General features: G+C 50.1%; 24 protein-coding genes. 11 read left to right on the top strand and 13 right to left on the bottom strand.

The genetic code is table 11. The features are described 5' to 3' along the window. Window positions 1-13: 13 nt before the first annotated feature. The 12 genes from C2U43_RS27425 to C2U43_RS27370 all read right to left on the bottom strand — a co-directional run bounded on the left by C2U43_RS27425 (window position 14) and on the right by C2U43_RS27370 (window position 11,898). Entirely contained in the window at window positions 14-1,651 is a 1,638-nt protein-coding gene (locus C2U43_RS27425; RefSeq protein WP_040113320.1) for a PP2C family serine/threonine-protein phosphatase, read from the bottom strand. Further along, window positions 1,651-2,691, bottom strand: a complete 1,041-nt coding sequence (locus tag C2U43_RS27420; protein ID WP_040113321.1) for a TerY-C metal binding domain-containing protein — start codon at window positions 2,689-2,691, stop codon at window positions 1,651-1,653. Before C2U43_RS27420 ends, C2U43_RS27425 begins: the two co-directional genes overlap by 1 nt. A gap of 85 nt (window positions 2,692-2,776) precedes the next feature. Next, complete coding sequence (locus C2U43_RS27415; protein WP_001253658.1) at window positions 2,777-3,415, bottom strand: vWA domain-containing protein; 639 nt, start codon at window positions 3,413-3,415, stop codon at window positions 2,777-2,779. Further along, a complete protein-coding gene (locus C2U43_RS27410) occupies window positions 3,415-4,056 on the bottom strand; it encodes a TerD family protein (protein WP_000116681.1) in 642 nt (213 codons plus the stop codon). Before C2U43_RS27410 ends, C2U43_RS27415 begins: the two co-directional genes overlap by 1 nt. Window positions 4,057-4,078: 22 nt before the next feature. Next, entirely contained in the window at window positions 4,079-4,717 is a 639-nt protein-coding gene (locus C2U43_RS27405) for a vWA domain-containing protein (protein WP_001388628.1), read from the bottom strand. A 463-nt stretch (window positions 4,718-5,180) separates the two neighbouring features. After that, on the bottom strand, window positions 5,181-5,648 hold the full coding sequence (gene terW, locus C2U43_RS27400) for a tellurium resistance protein TerW (RefSeq protein ID WP_001176767.1): 468 nt from the start codon (window positions 5,646-5,648) through the stop codon (window positions 5,181-5,183). 17 nt (window positions 5,649-5,665) lie between these two features. Then, the gene (locus C2U43_RS27395) at window positions 5,666-6,874 is read right to left on the bottom strand and encodes a DUF4236 domain-containing protein (RefSeq protein WP_000506888.1); all 1,209 of its coding nucleotides are present in this window, start codon (window positions 6,872-6,874) and stop codon (window positions 5,666-5,668) included. Window positions 6,875-6,884: 10 nt separating this feature from the next. Continuing rightward, window positions 6,885-7,841: an HpcH/HpaI aldolase/citrate lyase family protein gene (locus C2U43_RS27390; RefSeq protein WP_040113322.1), complete on the bottom strand. Its 957-nt coding sequence runs from the start codon at window positions 7,839-7,841 to the stop codon at window positions 6,885-6,887. Then, complete coding sequence (locus C2U43_RS27385; RefSeq protein ID WP_040113323.1) at window positions 7,841-8,920, bottom strand: cysteine protease StiP family protein; 1,080 nt, start codon at window positions 8,918-8,920, stop codon at window positions 7,841-7,843. Before C2U43_RS27385 ends, C2U43_RS27390 begins: the two co-directional genes overlap by 1 nt. Window position 8,921: 1 nt before the next feature. Continuing rightward, on the bottom strand, window positions 8,922-9,695 hold the full coding sequence (locus C2U43_RS27380; protein WP_001040062.1) for a hypothetical protein: 774 nt from the start codon (window positions 9,693-9,695) through the stop codon (window positions 8,922-8,924). Then, window positions 9,688-10,830 carry a phosphoribosyltransferase domain-containing protein gene (locus C2U43_RS27375; protein WP_001282603.1) on the bottom strand — a complete coding sequence of 381 codons (1,143 nt, stop codon included), beginning with the start codon at window positions 10,828-10,830 and terminating at the stop codon, window positions 9,688-9,690. The genes C2U43_RS27380 and C2U43_RS27375 overlap by 8 nt, the downstream gene beginning before the upstream one ends. A 9-nt stretch (window positions 10,831-10,839) precedes the next feature. After that, a complete protein-coding gene (locus C2U43_RS27370) occupies window positions 10,840-11,898 on the bottom strand; it encodes an ATP-grasp domain-containing protein (protein WP_040113324.1) in 1,059 nt (352 codons plus the stop codon). Between the two features lie 322 nt (window positions 11,899-12,220). Between C2U43_RS27370 and C2U43_RS27365 the strand changes: the two genes are divergently transcribed. The 9 genes from C2U43_RS27365 (at window position 12,221) to C2U43_RS27315 (ending at window position 20,111) form a co-directional block, all read left to right on the top strand. Then, window positions 12,221-12,802, top strand: a complete 582-nt coding sequence (locus tag C2U43_RS27365; RefSeq protein WP_040113325.1) for a TerD family protein — start codon at window positions 12,221-12,223, stop codon at window positions 12,800-12,802. Then, complete coding sequence (locus tag C2U43_RS27360; RefSeq protein WP_040113326.1) at window positions 12,802-13,959, top strand: TerD family protein; 1,158 nt, start codon at window positions 12,802-12,804, stop codon at window positions 13,957-13,959. The genes C2U43_RS27365 and C2U43_RS27360 overlap by 1 nt, the downstream gene beginning before the upstream one ends. Before the next feature lie 290 nt (window positions 13,960-14,249). Then, complete coding sequence (locus C2U43_RS27345) at window positions 14,250-15,326, top strand: IS110 family transposase (RefSeq protein ID WP_000227969.1); 1,077 nt, start codon at window positions 14,250-14,252, stop codon at window positions 15,324-15,326. A gap of 29 nt (window positions 15,327-15,355) precedes the next feature. Then, entirely contained in the window at window positions 15,356-15,811 is a 456-nt protein-coding gene (locus tag C2U43_RS27340) for a tellurite resistance TerB family protein (RefSeq protein WP_000007448.1), read from the top strand. Window positions 15,812-15,833: 22 nt separating this feature from the next. Beyond that, window positions 15,834-16,874, top strand: coding sequence for a tellurium resistance membrane protein TerC (gene terC / locus C2U43_RS27335; protein WP_000255079.1), 1,041 nt, complete (start codon window positions 15,834-15,836; stop codon window positions 16,872-16,874). A 48-nt stretch (window positions 16,875-16,922) separates the two neighbouring features. Beyond that, window positions 16,923-17,501 carry a tellurium resistance membrane protein TerD gene (terD, locus tag C2U43_RS27330; protein ID WP_000116680.1) on the top strand — a complete coding sequence of 193 codons (579 nt, stop codon included), beginning with the start codon at window positions 16,923-16,925 and terminating at the stop codon, window positions 17,499-17,501. Between the two features lie 68 nt (window positions 17,502-17,569). Beyond that, window positions 17,570-18,145 carry a TerD family protein gene (locus C2U43_RS27325; RefSeq protein ID WP_015062975.1) on the top strand — a complete coding sequence of 192 codons (576 nt, stop codon included), beginning with the start codon at window positions 17,570-17,572 and terminating at the stop codon, window positions 18,143-18,145. Window positions 18,146-18,203: 58 nt separating this feature from the next. Continuing rightward, window positions 18,204-18,854: a hypothetical protein gene (locus tag C2U43_RS27320; RefSeq protein WP_032610453.1), complete on the top strand. Its 651-nt coding sequence runs from the start codon at window positions 18,204-18,206 to the stop codon at window positions 18,852-18,854. A gap of 15 nt (window positions 18,855-18,869) precedes the next feature. Then, window positions 18,870-20,111, top strand: a complete 1,242-nt coding sequence (locus tag C2U43_RS27315) for a vWA domain-containing protein (protein ID WP_015062974.1) — start codon at window positions 18,870-18,872, stop codon at window positions 20,109-20,111. Between the two features lie 147 nt (window positions 20,112-20,258). Here the strand turns inward: C2U43_RS27315 and C2U43_RS27310 are convergent, their stop codons facing one another. After that, on the bottom strand, window positions 20,259-20,939 hold the full coding sequence (locus C2U43_RS27310) for an HAD family hydrolase (RefSeq protein ID WP_032610522.1): 681 nt from the start codon (window positions 20,937-20,939) through the stop codon (window positions 20,259-20,261). Between the two features lie 313 nt (window positions 20,940-21,252). On the opposite strand from C2U43_RS27310, the gene C2U43_RS27305 reads away from it, so the two are divergent. Together C2U43_RS27305 and C2U43_RS27300 are read left to right on the top strand one after the other, a co-directional pair. Continuing rightward, complete coding sequence (locus tag C2U43_RS27305) at window positions 21,253-21,882, top strand: hypothetical protein (protein WP_032610449.1); 630 nt, start codon at window positions 21,253-21,255, stop codon at window positions 21,880-21,882. A gap of 82 nt (window positions 21,883-21,964) precedes the next feature. Further along, a complete protein-coding gene (locus C2U43_RS27300) occupies window positions 21,965-22,384 on the top strand; it encodes a hypothetical protein (RefSeq protein ID WP_015062971.1) in 420 nt (139 codons plus the stop codon). The last annotated feature ends 201 nt before the right edge of the window (window positions 22,385-22,585 follow it).

Below are 22,585 nucleotides of genomic sequence, written 5' to 3'. Positions count from 1 at the left end.
AAAAGCGTATCCCTTACCACAACACCGCAATAGTGCGGTCATCATGGTTCCCAGTGGAGAAAAAGTTTAACCAGTCGCCTAACCCCTCAGACGCAATACTGGCGTCTGCGAGGATAGGGGAGATCTCATTAATGAGACGGGTCCATTTTTCGTCACTGCGAAGCCCGTTATCAGTCTCAAACAGAGGGTCTGATACGCCGTCGGTCATAAGGATCAAGTGAGATACGTCATTCCATTTGCCCACGCTGATGCGACCAGTAAATGATGGGTCTGCGATAATGCTCTGGTCAAGGAAGCGGGTTTGTCCTGCGTATTCTCCGCTATCGGGATTTCCAAGTATCCTGACTTTACCTGAAGGACTGTATGCACCTATCGCACCATCGCCAAGCCAGAAAGCAGCTGCAAACAACTCGTTTTCAGTTCGCAGTGCTACAGTTGCAAGAAGGGTTGTTGAATAGGATTTCACAGGTTGTTCTGCACAAATGGCTTCGTTCTGGATGCTGTTGACCGCGAGCGTAGCTGCCTGTTTAAAATGATGAAGCATGGCGTTTATGGTTGCCTGCTGATCGCTCCCTTCCCAAGTCGTGATATGCTCTTTTAAACGGACGCCTTTCACTCCACTGAGCTGATTGAAAAGGTAATCGCCAGCCGTCATGACTGCAATTCGCGATCCCTCTCTGGAATTTACTGCACTACCGGCCCCGTCTGCGACCAGCATGACAGACCATCCTGTTTCCTGGCAGTGGTTGATATAGAAGTCATCATCTCTGAAGCTCCCGGCATGCTCATGAGAGCGGCCCCGGCGACTGGCGGCAGCAATACATATGTTATCTCTGACCAGGCCAGCAGAGTCCAGATGGGCCTTAGGGTAGGGAGTGTCTGCTGGTGGTTCTATTACCTTCCACAGGCTTCTCGGATCCGGGTTTACTACAAAAAGTAACTTTGTTTCGCATTCGTCGTGCGAAGTGTATGACCACAGTACTGAAAGCTCAATATCGCCAATTTCAGTGGGTATGCCAGTGAGCAACCCTTGTTCTTTTTTATACGACAAGCCAATGTCCCGGGGAAAGACAACGTCTCTTATCGTCGCCCGTCCACCCTCATCCAGTATGATGGCAACCGGCGAAGAGAAACGTTCGCCTGCGCGGGCGTTGGGTATGGTTATTCTCGCTGTCGGGGGCATTACACATTGCACTGCTGACCCGGTCCGATGCTGGCTTTCCGGTACCTGCCCAGGTTTTAGTATCGGAGACGGCTGGTTTTCAGTTTCATTTTTTCCTGGTTTCTGAAGTTCGTAAAAAGGCATCAATTTCCACAATGTAGGGCTGGTTTCGTTGACTGTGGCTGTTTGCGTCTCTTTTTTGTCAATAGCGTGGTTTCCCTGCATATCCTCATCAGTCCCGACCGGCTGTTGCTTTTCGGCAAGGCCTGGAGCAGGCGGGAGGGCAGTCACTGATTCGTTCTCACCTTCGTTAACCAGTGCAGAGGTACCTTTTGCAAGGTTCTCAATCCGCTTTATAAGCTGCATAACCTCGGCAGACAGGGCAGGATCCTGGGATGGAAGGGAAAGCCGCTCACCTTCTGCGGTGTGGCTGAGCTCAGACAGAACTAAGCGGATAATCTTTTCTTCAAGTGACGTATTTTGCGACATCAACCTCTCCCTCTGTTTACGTCGAAGTTAGTGTTTCCGCCATCATTGCTGAATGAAAGACCTTTTTCACACCATGGGCAGATCACGTCATCGGGGCCATCAATGCAGAGCAACTTCCCGCATGAGCACATGGCAAACGCACTGGCATTACCACAGTGGGGGCAACCCGGTACACCATGCAGTTCGCTTGTGTTTACCTGCAAATCGGTAGCGGTGGCATCTGACCACGCAAAATAGTCCTCATCAATGGGATAGCATCCGGCAATATTAAAGTTGTTCAGGTTCAGGTTGAAATCGAGCCCGGAAATCCTTGCTGGTGGCCGTTCATACTTCATCAGATACGGACGACGGGTCTTGCTGCAACGGCCGGTAAGCGTAACGCAGTTTTCGTCGTACGCTTTTACTGGCTCGTCCTTGGCCAGCCGGACTATGTATTCAGTCTGGCTGAGCTCAGGTTGTTTGTCGTCTCCGACGCTGCGGCTGTGCGCCGTAACCGAGGCTGTGATCCATTTGATGAAGCGGGTAAAGTCCCCTTCCTGAGACTCGGTGAACAGCATGACATTCTCTGTCAGTTGCCGCAGGGTATTCAGGTCCGCTGACGGCCCCAGGCCAACGGCAATGAGATTCACTTTACTCGCGTAGTGATCCTTCCAGCGCTTCACTTCTGCGGTTGTGTCGTCAGTCGGACGTCCGTCGGTAAGGAGATACACGACGGGTTTCCAGTCGCCTTTAGCCTCATGAGTGGTTTTTCTGACCTGGGTATCAATTTGTACGGTCAGCTCACGCAATGCGGCCCCAAGGCTCGTACCGCCGCCAACGGGAAGGCGGGGAGGGTAGAACGAGGCAATTTCGTGAAGAGGTACAATCGTACGGGCTACACCGGCAAATGCGATTACCGAAACCCAGGCTGTTTCAAGTGCGTGTGGATCCTTTCTTAAATCTCCGACGATCATTTGCAGACCATCAGTCATTTTTTTCAGGTTTTCACCAATCATGGACTCTGAACAGTCCAGGACAAAAAACACGGGAAGGCGTCTCATAATTTTCCTCGTACGGCTGGTACGGCCAGCAGAAAACGTTGCTGTACAGAAAGGTGCTGCCCGGAAAGCAGCACCTTTCTGTCTGTCAGAGCACCAGCTGGATTTCTGGTGGAGGAGGGGGAAGGGTATCAGTTCCGTTATTGATCCCCGCGCTTGTGCTGCCGGAAGACACGCTGGCCGATACCCATTTAAAGAAACCTGCAAACGCGGTTGAATCTAGCGTCTCCAGAGACACAACCTTATCGGTGAGCTGTTTTAAGTGCTCATGGCCTGCTTTAGGACCAACGGCGCAGGCAATGATGGATCCGAATCCCCGGCCGCGAATCGCTTTTACCGCTTCACCGTACGCCAGGGCATCAGAAGGGGTTCCATCAGTCATCAGGAATACCAGAGGACGCCAGTCTCCTTTTGTATCACCATCTGAGCGACGTACATCCCGTTCAACACACTGCATCAGACATTCAAGGGCAGCACCGGTGAACGTCCCGCCTGCGCTTGGCACAACGATGTCAGAAAACTGGAAGTCTTCCAGCGGCGTGAGAGGAATGAACTCACGCGCCTCATTGTCATAGGTGATAATGGAGATATGAACGCTTTCGAGGGCGTAGGGATCCTGGCGAAGAGCGCTAAGCATCGCCTGAATTCCAACGTTAACGGAATGGATGGACTCACCGCGCATCGAGCCGGATGTGTCGATAACAAGGTAAACAGGCAGGCGGCGCATCACATGTAATTCCTCAGGTGCGAGACAAACGAATCTGATTCTGAAGGCTCACCAATTGCCCTGAGTTTCCAGCCTGTAGCCTCGCGTATCAGCTCGGCAAAAACCATGGAGCGCTGGCTGGCGAAGGCGGGTCCGCCAGAAAGATCGAATCGTGCCATTTCAATATTACGGGCATCTACTGCCCGGATGAAGGCATTCTGAACTTTACCAAAGTGCTGCTGGAGCTTTTCACCATTGTAGATCTGAACGATGAACACAATTTTCTCGTACTGAGCGTCAAGGGAATTCAGGCGCACAATAATTTGCTCATCGTCACCGTCACCGGCTCCGGTTCGGTTATCGCCCGTCAGCCAGATATTTCCTGACTTATGGCGAAGGCTGTTGAAAAAGATGATATCGCCATTCACAAGCGTTGGTTTACCATTTTCCACATTGCCGAGATCGGTCACCTTTCCGGCTGAATTACACAGGAAAGCGATCACATCAAGGTCGTATTCTTCTTCTTTTTTACCAAAGATCCCGCCGAGGAAACCTTTCTTTTCCTCATTAATATCCCAACCCAGGCCGATAGTAACGGACGAGAGATCGTATTCATTTTTTTTCAGGCTTACGCCCTGGCCTTTGCTCAGACTGACAGACATGACATCCCCTTAATTAATAAAATTATAAGACCACGTTTACTTCTGGCGGCGGTGGTGGCAGGTCTTCAAGACCGATCACTTCTTTTTTGCTGGACTCCACTTTCTGACTGCCTACCGAAATGCTCGCACTGACCCATTTAAAGAAAGCTTTAATCGTCGAACTGTCAGCTGTATCGAGCTGAACCACGATTTCAGTGATTTCTTTGAGGACGCTGGTATCGGCATCATGCCCGGCTGCACATGCCACAACAACGCCGGTTCTGGCCGCTTTAAAGTCATTTAGGCCTTTACGCCAGTCATCATTCGGACTTCCATCCGTCATCAGGAATACAAGGGGACGCCAGTCACCTTTAGTGTCAGCCGTCGTTTTCTGTACTTCTTTGGCAATGGAGCTGGCCGTCAGGGTAAGCGCTTCGCCAAGAGAGGTGGTGCCGCTGGCTGTTAGTGCTGGCATCTGGAAACTCAGGAGGTCTGTCAGGGGGACTGCCTGTCGGGCTGAAGAATCAAAGGTGATCACTGACACGTAAGCCGTTTCGAGTGCATACGGATCCTGTTTCAGCGTGGTAAGCAGCGTCTGAACGCCATTCTTAACCGCTTCGATAGGCTCTCCGTGCATAGAGCCGGACGTGTCGAGTAGCAGATATACGGGTAAGCGTCTCAAATGTAATTCCTTCTTAAGAGATCGGAAGAGGAGAGTAGTTTCAGGAAGAGGCCAGAGTTTGTAGATTTGATAAAACGGCACGACATCTGTCGGGTGGAGATTAAATACTCAGAAGCGGCATTAAAGAAATAAGTTAACCACCATTGAATTACCGACATGTGAATGGCCTCTTATCAGAGAAAAAAATTCAGACCGTACTGGAATATAAGATTTCTGAAAAAAACTCCGGCAAAAATAAACTTTCTTATGTATGAAAATCATCATACATCACAGATCTGCATGAATGGAGTGTAAATCGCCCAAAGATTGATGTGTAGCACAAGAGGATGTCAAGACACCAGGTTTTGTAGGCAGAAAGGCGCTGCTGACATTGCGGGAGGAGAATAGATCAAAACTCCGTCACGCAGATACAGAGGTGAAATATGACAAAACCGGGGTTTTCACCCCGGTCTGAGATTTAGCGTCAGGACTTTTTAGCGCTGTATTCTTTTATCAGTTCATCAACGGAGTGCAGAGCCAGCTTCTCTACCGCTTCACTTCGGGTCGAGCCACTCAGCGCAGCCAGACGGTCAATTTTTCTTAAAATCCGCATGCGTAGCGATAATGACACGGCTGTTTTTTTATCCTTATCGAGTACGACCTTCCCTGTGGACTCACCGGTTTTCAGTTCAGCATTCTGTGCGAGCGCTTCATTCATCCGGCGAAGGGTCTTTTTATCCAGCTGGCCCGGATTAACGAGATGGTATGAATGACCTGCCTTGCTGTATTTGATCTCCGCAGAATATGACTCGCGTAGCTCTTTGAGTGCCCGGGTTAATGTCGGCTCTGAGCATTCCAGACTGGTTATAATGTCGGCAGCGGAAACGGGCTTGCCGGTGCCCAGTAAGTTGGCAAGCTTAAAAATCCGGGCCTGTCTGGTATTTAATTGCATCGTAAGATTTAGCCTGCTTAAAGGGTTAGTGGTTCAATAGGCTGAAAAATGAAGGTACTGCTCATCTTTCGAATAACCGGTTGATCGCCTAACGCTTCAACCGGATCAATGTGTTCTAAGCCTGCAAAATTTACTGACGACATCTGGCTGCGACTGCATTTGCAGGACAGGATATACTCATCCTCCAGATAGCCGGTCCGCTTACTGACCCGTTGCGTAAAGCCTGACACAATCACGTTGTCGAACGGTAGCGTATGTAAAACGATACCGACCAGGCGGAACAAGCAGCCATGGACGTGGCGGGCATAGTTTTCGCGTACGGCTTTTTGCGTCATGGCTTTTTCCGTCAGCTCCGTGCCCCGGGCATTAACGCCGTAAATCTTATCAGGGAAATCTTCAATCTCAGCTAAATCAACATCCAGCAGGACTGCTGATAGCTCCGGCTTTACTTCAAATGCAACAAGCGTTTCACGCGGCCATTCAGTTTCTGCCAGCACACCCGCCAGGTATGATTCGAAAAACGCGGCGTCTGTCCGGAACTGCTGCCGGGCATCTGCCTGAGCCGTGGCGAGCCGTTTTTCATGTTCTTCAGCCTCAAACTTCCAGTTTGCATACTGTTCGGCCCAGGCCGTCCGTTGTTGCTGGTACCGGTGCTGTCGAAGGGTATTCTCACGCTCCACATCAATCAGCTCCTGCTGCCACCGGCGAAGATTTTCGGCGTGGCGCTCAGCTTTAGCTGATTCCGATTCAAACCATTTACCCAGAAAACTAATGCCTTCGCTCTCGGCAGGCTTTTCCGGCAATGCAAGATAGTCTGGCTTTTCTGGACGCACCGGTGCCGGAACCTGAAAAGGCGACGTTCTGTTATGCAGGTATACTGCTTCCAGCTCTGCCCAGCTGATGCCTGTTTTGGGATCCGGCGTCAGCTCGTGAATATTACGGATTGCGGTCACCGCTGACATGAGATCAGCGGCTTCCTGCTCAAGCGCCTGTCTGAGCCCCGGGTCGGTAGCCGTCCGGTTCCCACCTCCGGAACGCGCGGCCCGGTCAAGCCGGGTACGGTAACTCAGCCCGGTACCGGGCAAGCCCAGATTGGCATAGGTCCCCCGGCTTCCAAAAGAAACGGAAGCACCTCTCGGCCCGACACTCAGGCTCGGTGCACCGTTACTCAGGTTGAGGCGAACACCAGGAATAATGTTGATCGACTTTCTGAACCTGAACCCCATTATGATTTCCTTAATGATGCTGGGTCACGGTAAGTAATCTGATTCCATCAGCGCTTTGCTCGTTCTGTAACCCATAAAAACTAGCTCTGTCCAGAATGCCAGCCGCCCAGCGGCGATGTGTGGCGGGTTCACACATTGCTCCCTGCGACTTAAACACGGCCTGGGTAGAGTTCAGGATCCGCAGAGCGTCAGAATGCTCACCCTGAGTGACCATCAGCGCGTTTTGAATGACCTCTATCTGACCCGGGTGAATGGCCGTTTTCCCAACAAGCCCATGTGCCATATCAAGAGCCAGCTCTCTGGCCATTACGGCATGATCGTCAATATGCTCACATACGGGCGCGGTCAGGGCAAAATCACGCGGGCCGAAGACCGAAACGAGCATTTTGATGACGTAGCCCATCGGGCTGTCATACAGCGTCAGGTCCCGGGGACGGCGAAGCGACACAACGTTCATAAGATCGTTGCCGCCGATTCGAAGCGCAATAATGCGGTCGTGGCAGGGATGTTCCACCAGACGGGTGGCCAGCTCGCGCATCTGAACCACGTCAAAGACGTCTTCTGTTTCCAGCGTTGGCATCATGCACAGGTGAGTCCCGCCCATGATATCCCACCATTCAGCTAACGAACTGAGGGTAAATTTCGGCAACACAAACCCGTCGACAGCGGAAAGATCATAATGCGCTTTTAACCATCTGCCCATGTCGGCATGCCGGGGGCGAATGAACACCAGAGGCCAGTCATTTTTACCCAGGCTACGCATGCTGTTACTGAGCTCGTGCAGCAGGTGCTCCAGATTTTTGAGGGCGATGGGGATGTCTGCTTCACTGACAGCATCCTCAAGGCAAATTACCAGAGAGCGCAAACCCGGGATTTTCCCATGCAGGACGGCATCAGCAATATCTTCCCGTGTTGCAGGCATGTATAGCGTGGCTCCCAGATTCCAGGGAGAAAGACGATTTTTCATCAGAGTACCTTCTTGATAATGGTTACAGCCCGATACTGGCCGAGGGTTCCCCCCATTTCTGTAACAACTATTCCCTTTTCACGAGCAAGCCCTACAAGCAAGGCAACGTCCGGGTCGTCAATAGAACGCACAAATATATGGTCCGGTACCCGACGCAATACAGCCCGGGTTGCTTCAGCAATACCGGGTTTAATACGATTGACGCTGTCCACTTTAAATTCATCGGCCAGGAACGCGATAACGTCGCAACTTGTCTGCCATAAGATCCGGGCTGACTCCGTATTCCAGCTCAGGGGAGCGAGGGATGTCGGTGTTAACTTCTTACGGAAATGAGCGACGGTATCGACAAACATCCGGCTGCATTCGAATTCACTGAGATGCTCGCAAACCATGCACCCATGTAATCCTTCAGAGGACCATACTGACCGGGAGATCAGACCTGATACCGGCGCACCCATGATGCCAAAAGGAATGAGCCAGTCATCATCACTTGCTGCAAGCCAGGAACAGCCACAGGGATCGGCCAGGACAACCAGTCGCGGCTGCTCAGGATAGCCCGGGCGATCTTTCAGTGCGCGTACAAGCTCTCCGGTAATTGCGCCTTTACCTGTCCATCCGTCAACAAAGACAATACCGCTGGTACCATGCCGCTCTTCAATGACGTCGAGTGCTGCACCGTCAATTCCACGATCCCGGATGATGCTGATGCCGTAATGCCATGAGGTTTTCCCCATGTCACGCAGGGCCTGGTGCAGCATAACGCCGAGCGGTACGCCAGCTCTGACAAGACTGGCCAGTACAATGGGCTCATCACCGAAGCGTTCGGCCAGAGAAATAGCGAGCTGTGTGACTTCTTTTGCAAGCCTCTCTGCGCCCCGATCCAGCGCCCGGTGAAACAAATCAAGATGCCATTGTGTTGGTGCTGGCTCCTGGCTGAGCATGTCTGAATAATGTTTCTTCCCGGACTGAATCAGCTCTTCTTTTTGATCAACCGGCGTCATCTCAATGACAACCGGCTTTAGCAGAAATTCCACGTCACCGGGCTGGTATGAGCCGGTAAATGTTTCATGTGGCTGCATTTTAATTTTCTCCAAAAATTCGCTGTGAAATGGCATCTGCAAACTGACTCTGACGCGGGATGCCAAACCAGCTGCACAGTTTCATAAAACGATGATCGCTCAGGCTGTCGCCCAGACCAATTACGGGGAAAACGCCGCGTTCAGCTCGAAGTTTTTCAAGCAGCCAGCTGACGGCCAGCCCTTTCTCAACCGGGGTGGGTAGCCAGGCCACGTTATTACTGTTGCGGTGGATGTAGAAGCCCTCGGTCGGAAACACCGTTTCTATCTCATCTGCAATGGCATTGAGCTCGTCAAGGCGGGTGCTGTCGCGGTGTTTCATCACCATATAAACCGCCGTTTCACCGTATTCGAAGTTCAGTCTTGCCCAGGCATTAATCCCTTTTGCGTCCATCATTTCAGTTATCAGTCGCTGCATCGATGTCAGCTTTTCCTGATAGGGAGCCAGCTGGCCGAGCATATGGGCCTTCCACTCCTCGTCGGGGTTGCCTTCAGGCGTGAGAATGACGGCCCCGTGCGTGGTGATTGCCCAGGAGTGGAAAGGGATCCGTACGCGGCTGATTTCTTCAGTTCCCCGTGCGGTAACGGGAATGAGTTCAGCCTGCTCCAGAAGCCAGTCCACTAACATGGACTGTTCTTCCGTCATAAAGCTTCGTGGATTCAGGGTACGATCAACGGCACCGGTACGGAATGGCTCCAGGGCCAGCTCGTCCACCATTTTACGACGGGTCTGAAAGAGCGTGTCGTCAAGGTCGCTCAGAACAACGGGTTTATTCATAGGTAACAATCTCCACGACGGGCGCAACCTCAGCCAGCGCCTTAAGAAGCTGCGCGTCAATACTTTCTGCGGGTGTCTCAGTACACACAAGAATGCGGTCAAACTGCTGGTGGGCGACGTTATAGACAAAATTGGGGATGCCCAGCCCGTAGTTATCCGTAAAGGAAATGGCGGACTCAATGGCATAACCAACGGCGATAGGGGAGCGGGTGGTCGAACCGTAAAATGCCTTTGCCCCGGCAGCTTCGAGCCGTTCTGCAAGCAGGAACGGCTCCCAGACGAATTCCCCTGTCCCGAGAACCAGAACACGCTCCCCTTTGCGGACGGAAACCTCATGGCCGAGATCGGCCGCAGGTGCGAGCATCCCCAGTCGACCCCATGACTGTTTCCCCTGGATGTCCCATTCTCCGCGTGAAGTTACGTTGACTTTCGGCATGTCCGGGACCGGTGCATCTGGTAATGTGGTCCATCCCCACTGACCGCTTACAAGAGAAACAGAAGTGACGGGTAAGGTGCTGCGCTCGGACAAGGCTTTGCCACTCCAGTCGGTAAGCGTAACGGCGATAACCTGTTCAATATGTTGAAGCTTGCCGGTATTACGCAGGGCAGAAAGCAGGTTAATAAAGGTATTACCGGTGGTTGCCTCGTCATCAATCAAAACCAGCGTTCGCGCGTTGGTAACACGACGTCTTTTCTCTTCATCATCTGGCAGATAGATCAGATGATCAGTGGCGTGGCTGTGTTCTTCCTTGAACTCGCAAAGCAACGTGCCATCAACCGGGTGACGGGTAGAGGTCAGATATACAGATTCACGATGCTGGTGGCGCACTTCATCAAACACACCGGCCCCAAGCCCAACGGCGGTTTCAGCCATACCGATAAACAGTACGGGCCCTGTCAGCGTTGAGGGGAACTGGCTGGCAAGCTGTCTGTAGGCCTGCCGCATGACTGAGGGTGGCACGGGAATGTGCCTGCCGAGTACTTTGCTGACAAACAGAAAGGCGCGTTTCGGGTTACGTCTTTCAGCGATATCAAACAGGTCATCGAGCGAAACTTCACCCTGATCGCGGATTACCTGAATCGTACCGCATGAGAGGGTACGGCGATAAATCATATCTTCGAGGTTATCAGACATAAACACGCCTTAATTCAAAAGGTTAGAGAGTGATTCCGGGTATGCAATTACATCCGTAATGGCTCTCACCGCAACCGGAGAAAAGGTGTTTTTAGCGCTCTGGCGCACCATATCTTCAGACATCAGACCGAGCTTAAAGGCAGCAAATAACCCAGGAAGGTTCACCCCGCTGTGAAGGGTATAACCCACCCCCCCTGACGGACGCATGTTGGTTTCAAGCAGCACCGGGTTGCCATTCACATCGTTTCGCGTCTGAACATTCACCAGCCCGTCGGCCTTCATAACCCGGGCGCAGTCACACGCCAGTTCCCAGGCGCTACCTTCGTTTACCAGATACTGGATAGCCCCTTCCTTACGGCGTCCCACGGCTGCGAGTATTTCGCCCTTATCCGCGAGGATATCGACGGAAAATTCCGGGCCTGGCAGGTACGGCATCAAAACAAGGGGTTTAAACGACTCAGCAGCTGATGCTGCTGCAATATACTGTTGCGGACTGACCAGACGATGTTCGGGATGATTAAAGACGGCCATAGGCGAAGCACTGTCATCAAAGCGCCAGAATCCCATGCCATAGATACCCGTCACCGGCTTCACGCATACCGGGCTGTCAGTGAACGGCGGGGACGCGAGGTGTGTCTTTAATTCTGCCAGCGTATTCACCCTCCAGGATGGTACAACCGGGAGTCCCTTTTGCTCCATAAACTGAGCAAAAGTAACTTTTTCGTCAGCCAGAGTTAACCAGTCGACGCTCGTTGCACCGGTAGTAAGGGTGGCACCGGTCGATTCAATGGCTGAACGGTGTTCTTCAAACCACTGGCTGTTACGGCCAGTATGAATATGGTGGATGCCGTAGGTCTGAATGGTTTCCTGAATAAACTGGAGACGTTTTTGAGGATCTTCAGGTTCAGTCAAAGAATAATCGGCAACGGAAAGGATTTCATTTCTTTCGTTACGGTGGGAGGCAAAAACGGTAATGGCAAAATTATTTTTTTGTGCAAATGATTTTACCCCCTGAATAATATCTCGCTGGGAGGATAAACCTTCCATAAACCAAATTTTCTTGTTCATTTTTTTTAATTATCCGGAACGTCATGCAAATTTATGATTGAGAAGTGAGTCTATGAGTGTCTAAGCTACATGTCAATCATAATATGATTAATAACTTCTGTGGTTATGAAGTGAGTCAGTATTTTTTGGATTCCAGATAAAGTATTGATATTTAAATTAAACATAGAAAATTAACACCCTGAAAAGGTTTTCTTTTTTATGTTTTTACAGAAAACTACCAAAATTTCCCTTGTCAGAGAACTTCATCATGATATGATTTTCTTCGTCAGTTAATAAACAACCCTTTGATTGTCTCGGTCATTACTATTTTAAGGAATAGAACATGGTTTCATTAGTTAAGAACCAGACGGTATCACTCAGCAAAGAATCATCTGCATTAAGCCAGCTTCATTTCGGTCTCGGTTGGGATCCGGTTAAGAAAAAAGGTCTTCTTGGAGGATTGTTTGGAGGCAACGACTCAATCGATCTCGATGCTGGCTGCGTATTAATGGACAGCACCGGTAAAACAATTGACACCATCTGGTTCCGCAAACTGGAATCCACCTGCGGCGCTGTTGTGCACAGTGGCGATAACCTGACCGGTGAGGGTGACGGTGACGATGAAGTGATTAAGGTCAACCTCTCCCGACTGCCTGCAAACGTTGAATACCTGGCGTTTACGGTAAACAGCTTCCGTGGTCAGTCGTTCAATGACGTCGAAAACGCGTTCTGCCGCGTTGTCGATCAAACCGGCAAAGAGCTGGCTCGCTACAAGCTGACTGAGCAGGGCTCACATACCGGGATCGTTATTTCTTCGCTGCACCGTAATAACGGCAACTGGGACTTTACCGCCCTTGGCCATGCCTGTCGCGGCCGCACAATTGACGATATGCACTCCGATATCGTTTCAGCGGTTATCCGCTAATGAACCTGACGCCGGGGGGCAATGCCCCCGTTCCAGCCCAGGAGTTGCGGGTCCGGATCACCTCGGGCGGCCAGGTGGATGCTTCGGCGTTTCGCCTGTATGCCGACGGGAAGGTGCAGGGTGATGCGGACATGGTGTTCTATGGTCAGCCACGTAACGATGATGGTACCGTCAGCCTGGTCAGTGAAGGCCAGTACTCAACCTTTACTGTCGCGCTCAACCGGCTGAAACCTGATGTCCAAAAAATTGCGTTCACCGTGACCTGTGACGGTGGGCAGACGGTGTCCGGTCTTCGTAATCTTTCCATCGACGTGGAGCAAGGGGCTACCGGCCTGGTTAGCGGCAGTGTCGAACTGAGCGGCCGTCAGGAAGCAGCCTTAATTCTGGGTGAATTTTACCGTCGTAATAATGACTGGAAATTCCGCTTTGTTGCGCAGGGGTTCAACGGTGGACTTAAACCGCTGGCAGAGCATTTCGGCGTAAATATTGCCGACGAACCTGCTCCCGCAGCCCCGACTCCTCCGGTTGTAACCCCTCCGCCAGTTGAGACAAAAATCAGCCTGAGCAAGGTATCGCTGACAAAAGAGAAGCCTGCAATCAGCCTGACCAAACGGGATAACTTCGGTGAAATCCGGATCAACCTGAACTGGCACCGGGGCAGCGGCAAATCCGGCTTTGCAGGCATGTTCGGCTCCAAAGGAATCGACCTGGATCTGGGGGCCTTTGTTGAGCTTCAGGACGGGTATAAATCGGTCATTCAGGCGCTCGGTAATGCATTCGGTGATTATCGCGATGAACCGTATGTTCAGCTCAAGGGAGATGACCGGACGGGTGATGTATCAGACGGCGAGTGGCTGCATATCAATGGCCGGGAATGGAAGCATATCCGTGAAGTGCTGATTTACGCCTTTATTTATGAAGGTATTCCCAGCTGGGACAAGACTGATGGTGTGGTCACCATTCATGTGCCGGATCAGCCTCCCATTGAGACCCGCCTCACCGAAGGTGAAAACCGTCGCACATTGTGCGCCATTGCCAGACTCGTAAATGAAAACGGCGCGATTAAAGTCGAGCGTATCAACCAGTACTTCAAAGGCCAGGACGAAATGGACCGGGCATTTGGCTGGGGATTTCGCTGGAGCGCCGGTTCTAAATAACACAGCAACAGTAATAATGCCGATGTCAGTCTTTACCACCACTTAGTTTGCCGTTTAACCAGATTGGTGTGATTACTGATGCAGTGAAGACCTTCCCGCATCCTGACTCACACAGCGATCGACCTTTTGTGTCCTGCCCTGGACCCGTCGGTTGCCGGAAGCGCCTTCATGCGAGGCATCTCCTCACCGATGCGCGTGACTCAAGAAGGGCCTGACGGCTTGTCTCGTTACTGTCCTGTCCGGGTTATCTGTCTGGAGATTCAACTCTGTTTCCTCACAGGAGCTCTGTCATGGTTGATAAAGTTACCGAAGCTGCCGTTGTGGGTGGCGTGGATACACATAAAGATTTGCACGTTGCCGCTGTCGTAGATCAGAACAATAAAGTCCTTGGGACTCAGTATTTCTCCACAACACGACAAGGTTACCGGCAGATGCTGGCATGGATGACCTCGTTTGGGACATTAAAGCGAATTGGTGTTGAGTGCACAGGTACCTATGGTTCCGGTTTGCTTCGTTATTTTCAGAACGCCGGGTTAGAAGTTCTTGAGGTGACTGCTCCAGACCGGATGGAGCGACGCAAACGGGGTAAAAGTGACACAATTGATGCTGAATGTGCCGCTCATGCAGCATTCTCAGGCATCAGGACAGTTACTCCCAAAACGCGTGATGGCATGATTGAGTCCCTGCGGGTATTAAAAACTTGCCGAAAAACAGCAATATCAGCCCGCAGAGTCGCTCTCCAGATTATCCATTCAAATATTATCTCTGCCCCGGATGAATTACGTGAACAGCTCAGAAATATGACGCGCATGCAGCTCATCAGGACCCTGGGTTCCTGGAGACCTGATGCCAGTGAATACCGCAATGTAACCAACGTTTATCGCATTTCATTAAAGTCCCTTGCCCGACGCTATCTCGAGTTACATGACGAAATCGCTGATCTGGATGTCATGATTGCGGCAATTGTCGACGAGTTGGCACCTGAGCTGATTAAACGTAATGCTATCGGATACGAAAGCGCTTCACAGTTGCTGATCACTGCCGGAGACAATCCTCAACGGTTAAGATCAGAATCAGGATTTGCGGCACTGTGTGGTGTCAGCCCGGTCCCCGTTTCTTCTGGAAAAACGAACCGTTACCGACTTAATCGTGGTGGAGATCGTGCTGCAAATAGTGCACTTCACATCATCGCCATCGGACGCTTACGAACTGACGCAAAAACAAAGGAATATGTCGCCAGGCGTGTAGCCGAAGGACATACAAAAATGGAAGCGATACGCTGTCTAAAGCGATATATCTCCCGCGAAGTTTACACGTTACTGCGCAATCAAAACAGGCGGATCAACAGTATCCCGATAACAGCTTGACTCTTAGAAGGGCGTCAAAGGAAACAGGTATGAGCTTTTTCGACAAGGTAAAAGGTGCCATTAACTCTGGCCGGGACGAACTGACCCGCCAGGTTGGTCGTTTCAAAAACAAAAAATTTATGCACGGCACCGTTGCTGTATGTGCCCGTATTGCCGTATCGAGTGACGGCGTGAGTTCGGAAGAAAAGCAGAAAATGATGGGCTTTCTTCGCTCTTCAGAAGAGCTGAAGGTATTCGATACCAATGAGGTGATCGAGTTCTTCAATAAACTGGTTTCAAGCTTCGATTTCGATGTTGAAATCGGCAAGGGCGAAACCATGAAATACATCCTGGCGTTGAAAGATCAGCCTGAGGCCGCTCAGCTGGCCTTACGTGTTGGTATTGCCGTTGCAAAAAGTGACGGTAACTTCGATCAGGACGAGAAACTGGCCTCCCGCGAGATCGCTATCGCGTTGGGCTTCGACCCGGCTGAATTTGGCCTCTGATCCACATCCCTAAGGGTAAAATATGGTTTCCACACACATCGGCTTCCCGACTGAAACGGTCATTGTTTTTATTGCGCTTTCAGTCGGTGCCATCTTTATTGACCTGTTTATGCACCGTGATGACAAGCCAATCTCGCTTAAGAGTGCGGCGCTCTGGTCCGTATTCTGGGTTGTGGTTGCGATGGCATTTGCCGGTTTCCTCTATATCCACCACGGTGCTGAGGTTGCCAGTCTGTTTGTCACGGGTTATGCGCTGGAGAAAGTGCTGTCGGTCGACAACCTGTTCGTCATGATGGCCATCTTCTCCTGGTTCGCCGTTCCGGATCGTTATCGCCACCGTGTTCTCTACTGGGGGATCATTGGTGCCATTGTCTTCAGGGGCATCTTTGTCGCCATCGGTACGAGCCTGCTGAGTCTGGGGCCGTACGTTGAAGTTGTCTTCGCTATTATCGTTGCCTGGACGGCGGTCATGATGCTTAAAAGCGGTGATGACGATGATGAAATTGAGGATTACTCCCAGCATCTGGCTTACCGCATGGTTAAACGCTTCTTCCCTATCTGGCCGAAGCTCAGAGGGCATGCCTTCCTGCTTAACCAGAAGGAAGTGGATGCCGAACTGGCGAAACCAGAAAACAGCGATGTCACCATTGGCCGTGGTAAAAAAGCGGCGCTATATGCGACCCCGCTGTTCCTGTGTGTGGCTGTGGTTGAACTCTCGGACGTAATGTTCGCGTTTGACTCGGTACCGGCAATCATTGCCGTCAGTCGTGAACCGCTTATCGTCTATAGTGCCATGATGTTTGCTATCCTGGGCCTGCGTACTCTGTATTTTGTCCTTGAGGCACTGAAACAGTACCTGGTTCATCTGGAGAAGGCCGTTATCGTGCTGCTGTTCTTCATCGCGGCAAAACTCGGCCTGAATGCGACCGATCACATCTGGCATCATGGTTACAGCATTGCGGCTACAACCAGCCTGTATGTTGTACTGGGTGTACTGGCGCTGGGCATTCTCGCAAGCGTCATGTTCCCGGGCAAACCTGAATCTGAGGAAAAGGGGAGTTAATCCCCTTAAGTGTTAACCTGAACAATTACTAATCGAAGAGGTTATTTTATGAGTGTTTCTCTTTCCAAAGGCGGGAACGTCTCCCTGAGTAAAGCAGCTCCGTCAATGAAAAACGTCCTGGTGGGCCTTGGCTGGGATGCGCGTTCAACAGACGGTCAGGACTTTGACCTGGATGCTTCAGCATTCCTGCTGGCCTCAAACGGCAAAGTGCGCGGCGATTCAGATTTCATCTTCTATAACAACCTGACGTCATCCGACGGTTCCGTAACGCACACCGGCGATAACCGCACCGGTGAGGGCGATGGTGATGATGAATCGCTGAAAATTAAACTGGACGCCGTCCCGTCTGAAGTTGACAAGATCATCTTCGTTGTGACCATCCACGATGCTCAGGCTCGTCGCCAGAGCTTTGGTCAGGTATCCGGTGCGTTTATTCGTCTGGTTAATGACGATAACCAGACTGAAGTCGCTCGCTACGATCTGACCGAAGATGCGTCCACTGAAACCGCCATGCTGTTTGGCGAGCTGTATCGCCACAATGGTGAGTGGAAATTCCGCGCAGTAGGCCAGGGTTATGCTGGTGGTCTGGCATCTGTATGTGCTCAGTACGGCATTAACGCGTCCTGATCGAAAAGTAACTTTTCATATCCGGGGCTGTTAATTCAGCCTCATTCAACTGTTTGCAGGAGCTAAAAATGGCAGTTTCTCTCGTAAAAGGCGGCAACGTATCTCTGACCAAAGAAGCACCAACCATGAATGTCGCTATGGTTGGTCTGGGCTGGGATGCCCGTGTAACCGATGGTCAGGGTTTTGACCTTGACGCTTCCGTATTCGCAGTAGGTGAAGACGGTAAAGTGCTGTCAGATGCCCATTTCATTTTCTTCAATAATAAAACCAGCCCTGATGGCGCAGTAGAGCACCAGGGCGACAACCGTACTGGTGAAGGCGACGGCGACGATGAGCAGGTCAAAATTGATCTGACCAAAGTCTCAGCAGACATCAAAAAACTGGTGTTTGCCGTTACCATCTATGATGCAGAAGCGCGTAAACAAAACTTCGGCATGGTGAGCAACAGCTTCATGCGCGTTTACAACAACGACAACGGCGCGGAAATTGCTCGTTTCGATCTGTCTGAAGACGCCTCAACCGAAACTGCAATGGTCTTTGGCGAACTGTACCGCCATGGCGCTGAATGGAAGTTTAAAGCTGTCGGCCAGGGCTTTGCTGGCGGGTTATCTGCACTGGCAACCCAGCACGGCGTGAATATTTAATAATAAAAATAAACTCAACCCCGGTGCTGTCACCGGGGTTTTTTATAGGTGTTAGCACATGGCAAAGAAAAAAGATGATGGTTCAGCAGTAATACTACTTTTTATTGTGGCTTTTTTTGTGTTCCTGCCGTTTCTGATATTCGGGATGTTTTTCTACCGAAAGCTAAAAAGAAAATATTCAGCTATCCCCAACATTCAACGTGTATATGATATTGGCGTCATTTTTAAAACGTTAAGTGCCTCTATCGCAGTTATTGTGGTTTCAGCAGTGCTCGTTCTGCAACTCAGTGCGCTTCCCGTCAAATTTGTATCGCCAGAAATATCACATTATATAGCAAGAGTTATGTTCGTTCTCTATCCACTTGTAATGATCTGGCCAATGAAAAAAATGGCGGAACGCATCGCCATAGAATATTTCGGTATAATTTTTAACGACAATGACAGAACGATAATTCTTCCAGCAGATTTAGGCAATATGGGATTGGGTGACTGGCTTCGTCTCAAGTTTCTGAGCAGGATGGGTGAGCAAGACAGCATTGAGATTCGAAAAATATCGAATATCACACGCGAGAAAGGTGTCAACTTCTATATCCATGGTGATTTCGGATCCCGACGCATCAACTTTTCGAACAAGCAAAAGCGCGATGAGTGTATTTCAGCACTTCAGGCCAGAACCCGGGTAAAGGGTGGCAGAGACTACGGTTACTAAACAAGGAACAGAGTCATGCAATTACAGTCAGGTCAAAATATCCTTCTATCTTCATCATCAGTCACTCTTAATTTGCGATACCCGGTACGTCCCGGTTTTAACGGCGAACCCGACACCTGCGTTTTCATGCTCAACGCACAAGGTAAGGTGAGCGGTGATAACGATTTCATCTTTTTCAATAACCTGAGTTCACCGGAGGGGGCTTTAAAACTGACGGCAGGGACGCAGCAATCAAGCGTACATATTGATCTTAACCGCGTTTCCTCGGCTGTTCAGAAAATCGCCATAACCCTCGTGATAGACGGAAGCGATACTATTACAGGCTTGCAGAATCTGAATTTGCAGGCCTCCGGTATTGCATCGTTTGATCCCGAAACAGCAGGGCGCAGCGAGAAAGCTATTATCGTGGCGGAGGTGTATCGCCATAACGGCAGTTGGAAGCTACGGGCGCTTGGCCTCGGTTTCAACGGTGGGCTTGAGCCCCTGGCGATGAGTTATGGTGTTGATGTTGCACAGACAGCTCCGCAGCCAGCACAACCTGCTCGTATCAGTCTGGAAAAGAAGCTCGAAACAAAATCTCCGCGACTTGTAAGTCTCGCTAAAAAGGCCTCAGTCAGCCTCACTAAAAATAAACTGGAAACCCTGGAGGCAGCAGTTGCGTTTGTTCTTGACGCGTCCGGCTCAATGAGTGGCCAGTTCAGTAAGGGTAACGTTCAGTCCGTGCTGGATCGCATCGCCGTCCTTGCCGCCCAGTTCGATGACGATGGCGAAATGGATGTCTGGGGCTTTGGAGAGAAGCATAAGAAGTATCCAAATGTCACTCTGGATAACCTTGACGATTACATTCAGACCATCCGTGGATCCGGAAAGCGTTCAGCCTGGGAAAATTTGCCGGGGCTTGGTGGGACTAACAATGAACCACCGGTAATGGAAGAAATTGTCGACTACTTCAAAGACTCAAAAATCCCGGTTTACATAGTGTTTATTACCGATGGCGGGATAAGCAAGACCGGAGCAATTAAGAATGCTATCCGGCGCTCAGCCAACTTCCCGATCTTCTGGAAATTTGTCGGCCTCGGTGGATCTAGCTACGGAATCCTGAAAAACCTGGATGATTTTACAGACCGCCGCGTTGATAACACCCATTTCTTTGCAATGGATGACTTCGGCTCTATCAGCGATGAAAAATTATACGATAACTTACTGGAAGAATTTAGACCGTGGATAGATGAAACAAAAAGGTTAAATATCCTTTAACTTGCTTCCTGATAAAGCTTAATTAGAGGGCTCTGGCGAGAGACCCAGCCAGCTGGGTCTTAAAGGTATCAACGGCCAAACACTGGTCATGGACAACTGTGAAAGCTAGCCCCGGTATATTATTTAAAACGTTCATGTTGTGCGATTTTAGACCCTGAACGACTCCTTTTTTAAGCGGTGTATAAAAGCTTTTTTTCTGTCCCAACGAGGATGGAAGTGCCGCCAGTGGGCATCTTTGGCGGCTGCCAGCAATTCATAATCGCCCCGAGTGTCCCCCCAGGCTCGAAGATGATACTGATCTAATGGTCCGTAAATAGACTCCAGCCGGTTAATTTTCTGTATGCAACGACAATTGTGCCCTGTAATGCGCCCGGTCAGGATACCATTAACGCTTTCCAGCTCTGTACCGATGAGCTTGATCCCCAGTCGTTCAGCAAACGGAGCAAGTACAAGCCTCGGTGAGGCTGAGCAGAGTGTCACCTCAACATTGTTAGAAACTTCCGTTGCCACGGCCAATAGGCCTGATGCTCTCATCAGACGCCCCCAATAAAGGTTGCAATAGGCTTCAGCTTTCTCCTTGACCCACTTTTCCTCGATACCAGTGAGAAACGTTGATATTAAAATTTCTTTGAGTTCATCACGAGTTAGTTTGCGACTCAAACACCGCAGGGTAGGAAGAGCGAGTTTAACCAACCGGCGGGTGAAGACACTGTTACCGAAGGCAAAGCGCAAAAAGGGGATAAAGCTGTCATGTCGGGTAAGAGTTCCATCAAAGTCGAAAACGGAAAGAACCTTTATTTCTGCACGAAATGAATTATCCACAAGCAGCCCTTTTTGAATTAGATAAATTTTCCATATTTTATCATCTGACGAGGGTGACTCAAAGCATGTCAGAATTGGATTGGACCATGAAGATCTCGCAGTCTTACACTGCATCTTGTTATCCATGCCGTGGTCAACTAATTGTGGCCCACAACCTGGCTGTTCGTGGAACAGTTGTTCTGATTCATTTGGCGTTTAGCAACTGTTCTCTCTGGCGCTGCATTTAGGAAAGATATAATGGCGCTAAGCCATATTTTATGTAAGGGTATGATATGGTTCAGCGGATTTTCATTCACGATACTGACAACAGGATTTACCTATGACTATCGATACCGACGATTTCGATCCGGTAGATGTAGATGTAGAGGTTGCAGAGGCGTTAGAGAAGCACATGGCACAGTTACGGGACCTGGAAGCATACTGGCCGTACAGCACGACAGCCGTTATTGATTGTTTTTTTGACCAGGCTACCCGGGCAACTCACGCTGAATTGTGGTTGGCTGCCTGTACAACTTTCCTGAACGGGATTGAAACCTCACTGAGGGTGACGCTTGAACTGATGGAGTCACAGGCGCATTCGCAGCCAGCCGCAACGCTGGTGGATTTAAGTGATATGGCCACACTCAGTAATGCCCTAATGAGAAGGGCGCACATGGCTGGTATGCCGGTGACGCTGCTGGCGTTTCCCGAGGAGCAGGATCTGCTGACCAAGATTGCTGAAGGTGCCCCGAAAAGGCCCTATGCGGAAATCGTGAGGGTTCGTCACAATTTATGTCACGGGAACATCCTGGAGCACATCATCACTGTGAGTGACGATTTGGGGGAGCCAGTCCGGTTATTCACACCTGAATGTATGCGTGTCCTGGCAGAGACGATGTCGGCAATCTCGAAACAATGGGTTGCAGGCATGCATCAATATTGGCGTGATAACAATTTATCTATGCCTTGAAAATTCCGGCCGGATTCTGTTCCCGGCGTCAGTTTAACGCCGGGATGAAATAATTATGATCCACAACCAGAAATAGCTGTTTATGGTTGAGAAAATATTGTGGTATAAAAATTATGTTTTTAACTTGGTGATAGTCATGGAGAAACAAATGAAAATTAAATGCATCGTATTGGCAGGAATATTTTCACTGGTATTTTCTGTTCATGCCAGCGAAACACAGAATAAAAAAAGTGATCCAGTACCTGTCTTTGGGCACGCAACAGCTGTTTCAAAAATGTGTGGTGAACTTCTCGGAGAAACTAATCCAGTTAAGATGAGAGATGGGGCTACTAAGATACTAAACGAGACTCTTAGAAGATTACCTGATGCCGAAGTGTCAGATGAAGGGAAAAATGTAATCGAGGCATTTGTTACTCGATCAAGATCCCCGTCTGACATACCTTCTCGCTGTGAAACCAGTGTTAACGAGAGATACTGGGAAATCGTTCAGTCCAAAAAATGATCTGACGTTGGTTGACTGTAAAAAAATATTTCGCCCGTTAAGCTTCTGTCTCTAAAATATATGACTTAATGGGCTATTCAACTCCTTCCTATGTAATATATGAAGTCATTCCCCGATGATTTAATTAACGAAGGTTTAATCCACATGTTCAAAACTGATAAATTGGACAGGCTCAATTTTAATTATTTTACCTCTTCCCGT

The sequence above is a fragment of the Citrobacter freundii complex sp. CFNIH9 genome (genome assembly GCF_002903305.1).
GTDB lineage: Bacteria > Pseudomonadota > Gammaproteobacteria > Enterobacterales > Enterobacteriaceae > Citrobacter > Citrobacter portucalensis.
Note: the sequence above shows the minus strand (reverse complement) of the source record. Positions and strands in the feature narration are given on the sequence as shown.

Coding starts and splice junctions, on each gene's coding strand:
- C2U43_RS27360 (WP_040113326.1), top strand. CDS start 12,802: ATGAACCTGACGCCGGGGGGCAATGCCCCCGTTCCAGCCCAGGAGTTG.
- C2U43_RS27315 (WP_015062974.1), top strand. CDS start 18,870: ATGCAATTACAGTCAGGTCAAAATATCCTTCTATCTTCATCATCAGTC.
- C2U43_RS27380 (WP_001040062.1), bottom strand. CDS start 9,695: ATGAATAAACCCGTTGTTCTGAGCGACCTTGACGACACGCTCTTTCAG.
- C2U43_RS27340 (WP_000007448.1), top strand. CDS start 15,356: ATGAGCTTTTTCGACAAGGTAAAAGGTGCCATTAACTCTGGCCGGGAC.
- C2U43_RS27325 (WP_015062975.1), top strand. CDS start 17,570: ATGGCAGTTTCTCTCGTAAAAGGCGGCAACGTATCTCTGACCAAAGAA.
- C2U43_RS27385 (WP_040113323.1), bottom strand. CDS start 8,920: ATGCAGCCACATGAAACATTTACCGGCTCATACCAGCCCGGTGACGTG.
- C2U43_RS27370 (WP_040113324.1), bottom strand. CDS start 11,898: ATGAACAAGAAAATTTGGTTTATGGAAGGTTTATCCTCCCAGCGAGAT.
- C2U43_RS27305 (WP_032610449.1), top strand. CDS start 21,253: ATGACTATCGATACCGACGATTTCGATCCGGTAGATGTAGATGTAGAG.
- terC (WP_000255079.1), top strand. CDS start 15,834: ATGGTTTCCACACACATCGGCTTCCCGACTGAAACGGTCATTGTTTTT.
- terW (WP_001176767.1), bottom strand. CDS start 5,648: ATGCAATTAAATACCAGACAGGCCCGGATTTTTAAGCTTGCCAACTTA.
- C2U43_RS27420 (WP_040113321.1), bottom strand. CDS start 2,691: ATGAGACGCCTTCCCGTGTTTTTTGTCCTGGACTGTTCAGAGTCCATG.
- C2U43_RS27320 (WP_032610453.1), top strand. CDS start 18,204: ATGGCAAAGAAAAAAGATGATGGTTCAGCAGTAATACTACTTTTTATT.
- C2U43_RS27395 (WP_000506888.1), bottom strand. CDS start 6,874: ATGGGGTTCAGGTTCAGAAAGTCGATCAACATTATTCCTGGTGTTCGC.
- C2U43_RS27415 (WP_001253658.1), bottom strand. CDS start 3,415: ATGCGCCGCCTGCCTGTTTACCTTGTTATCGACACATCCGGCTCGATG.
- C2U43_RS27410 (WP_000116681.1), bottom strand. CDS start 4,056: ATGTCTGTCAGTCTGAGCAAAGGCCAGGGCGTAAGCCTGAAAAAAAAT.
- terD (WP_000116680.1), top strand. CDS start 16,923: ATGAGTGTTTCTCTTTCCAAAGGCGGGAACGTCTCCCTGAGTAAAGCA.
- C2U43_RS27365 (WP_040113325.1), top strand. CDS start 12,221: ATGGTTTCATTAGTTAAGAACCAGACGGTATCACTCAGCAAAGAATCA.
- C2U43_RS27390 (WP_040113322.1), bottom strand. CDS start 7,841: ATGAAAAATCGTCTTTCTCCCTGGAATCTGGGAGCCACGCTATACATG.
- C2U43_RS27425 (WP_040113320.1), bottom strand. CDS start 1,651: ATGTCGCAAAATACGTCACTTGAAGAAAAGATTATCCGCTTAGTTCTG.
- C2U43_RS27345 (WP_000227969.1), top strand. CDS start 14,250: ATGGTTGATAAAGTTACCGAAGCTGCCGTTGTGGGTGGCGTGGATACA.
- C2U43_RS27375 (WP_001282603.1), bottom strand. CDS start 10,830: ATGTCTGATAACCTCGAAGATATGATTTATCGCCGTACCCTCTCATGC.
- C2U43_RS27300 (WP_015062971.1), top strand. CDS start 21,965: ATGGTTGAGAAAATATTGTGGTATAAAAATTATGTTTTTAACTTGGTG.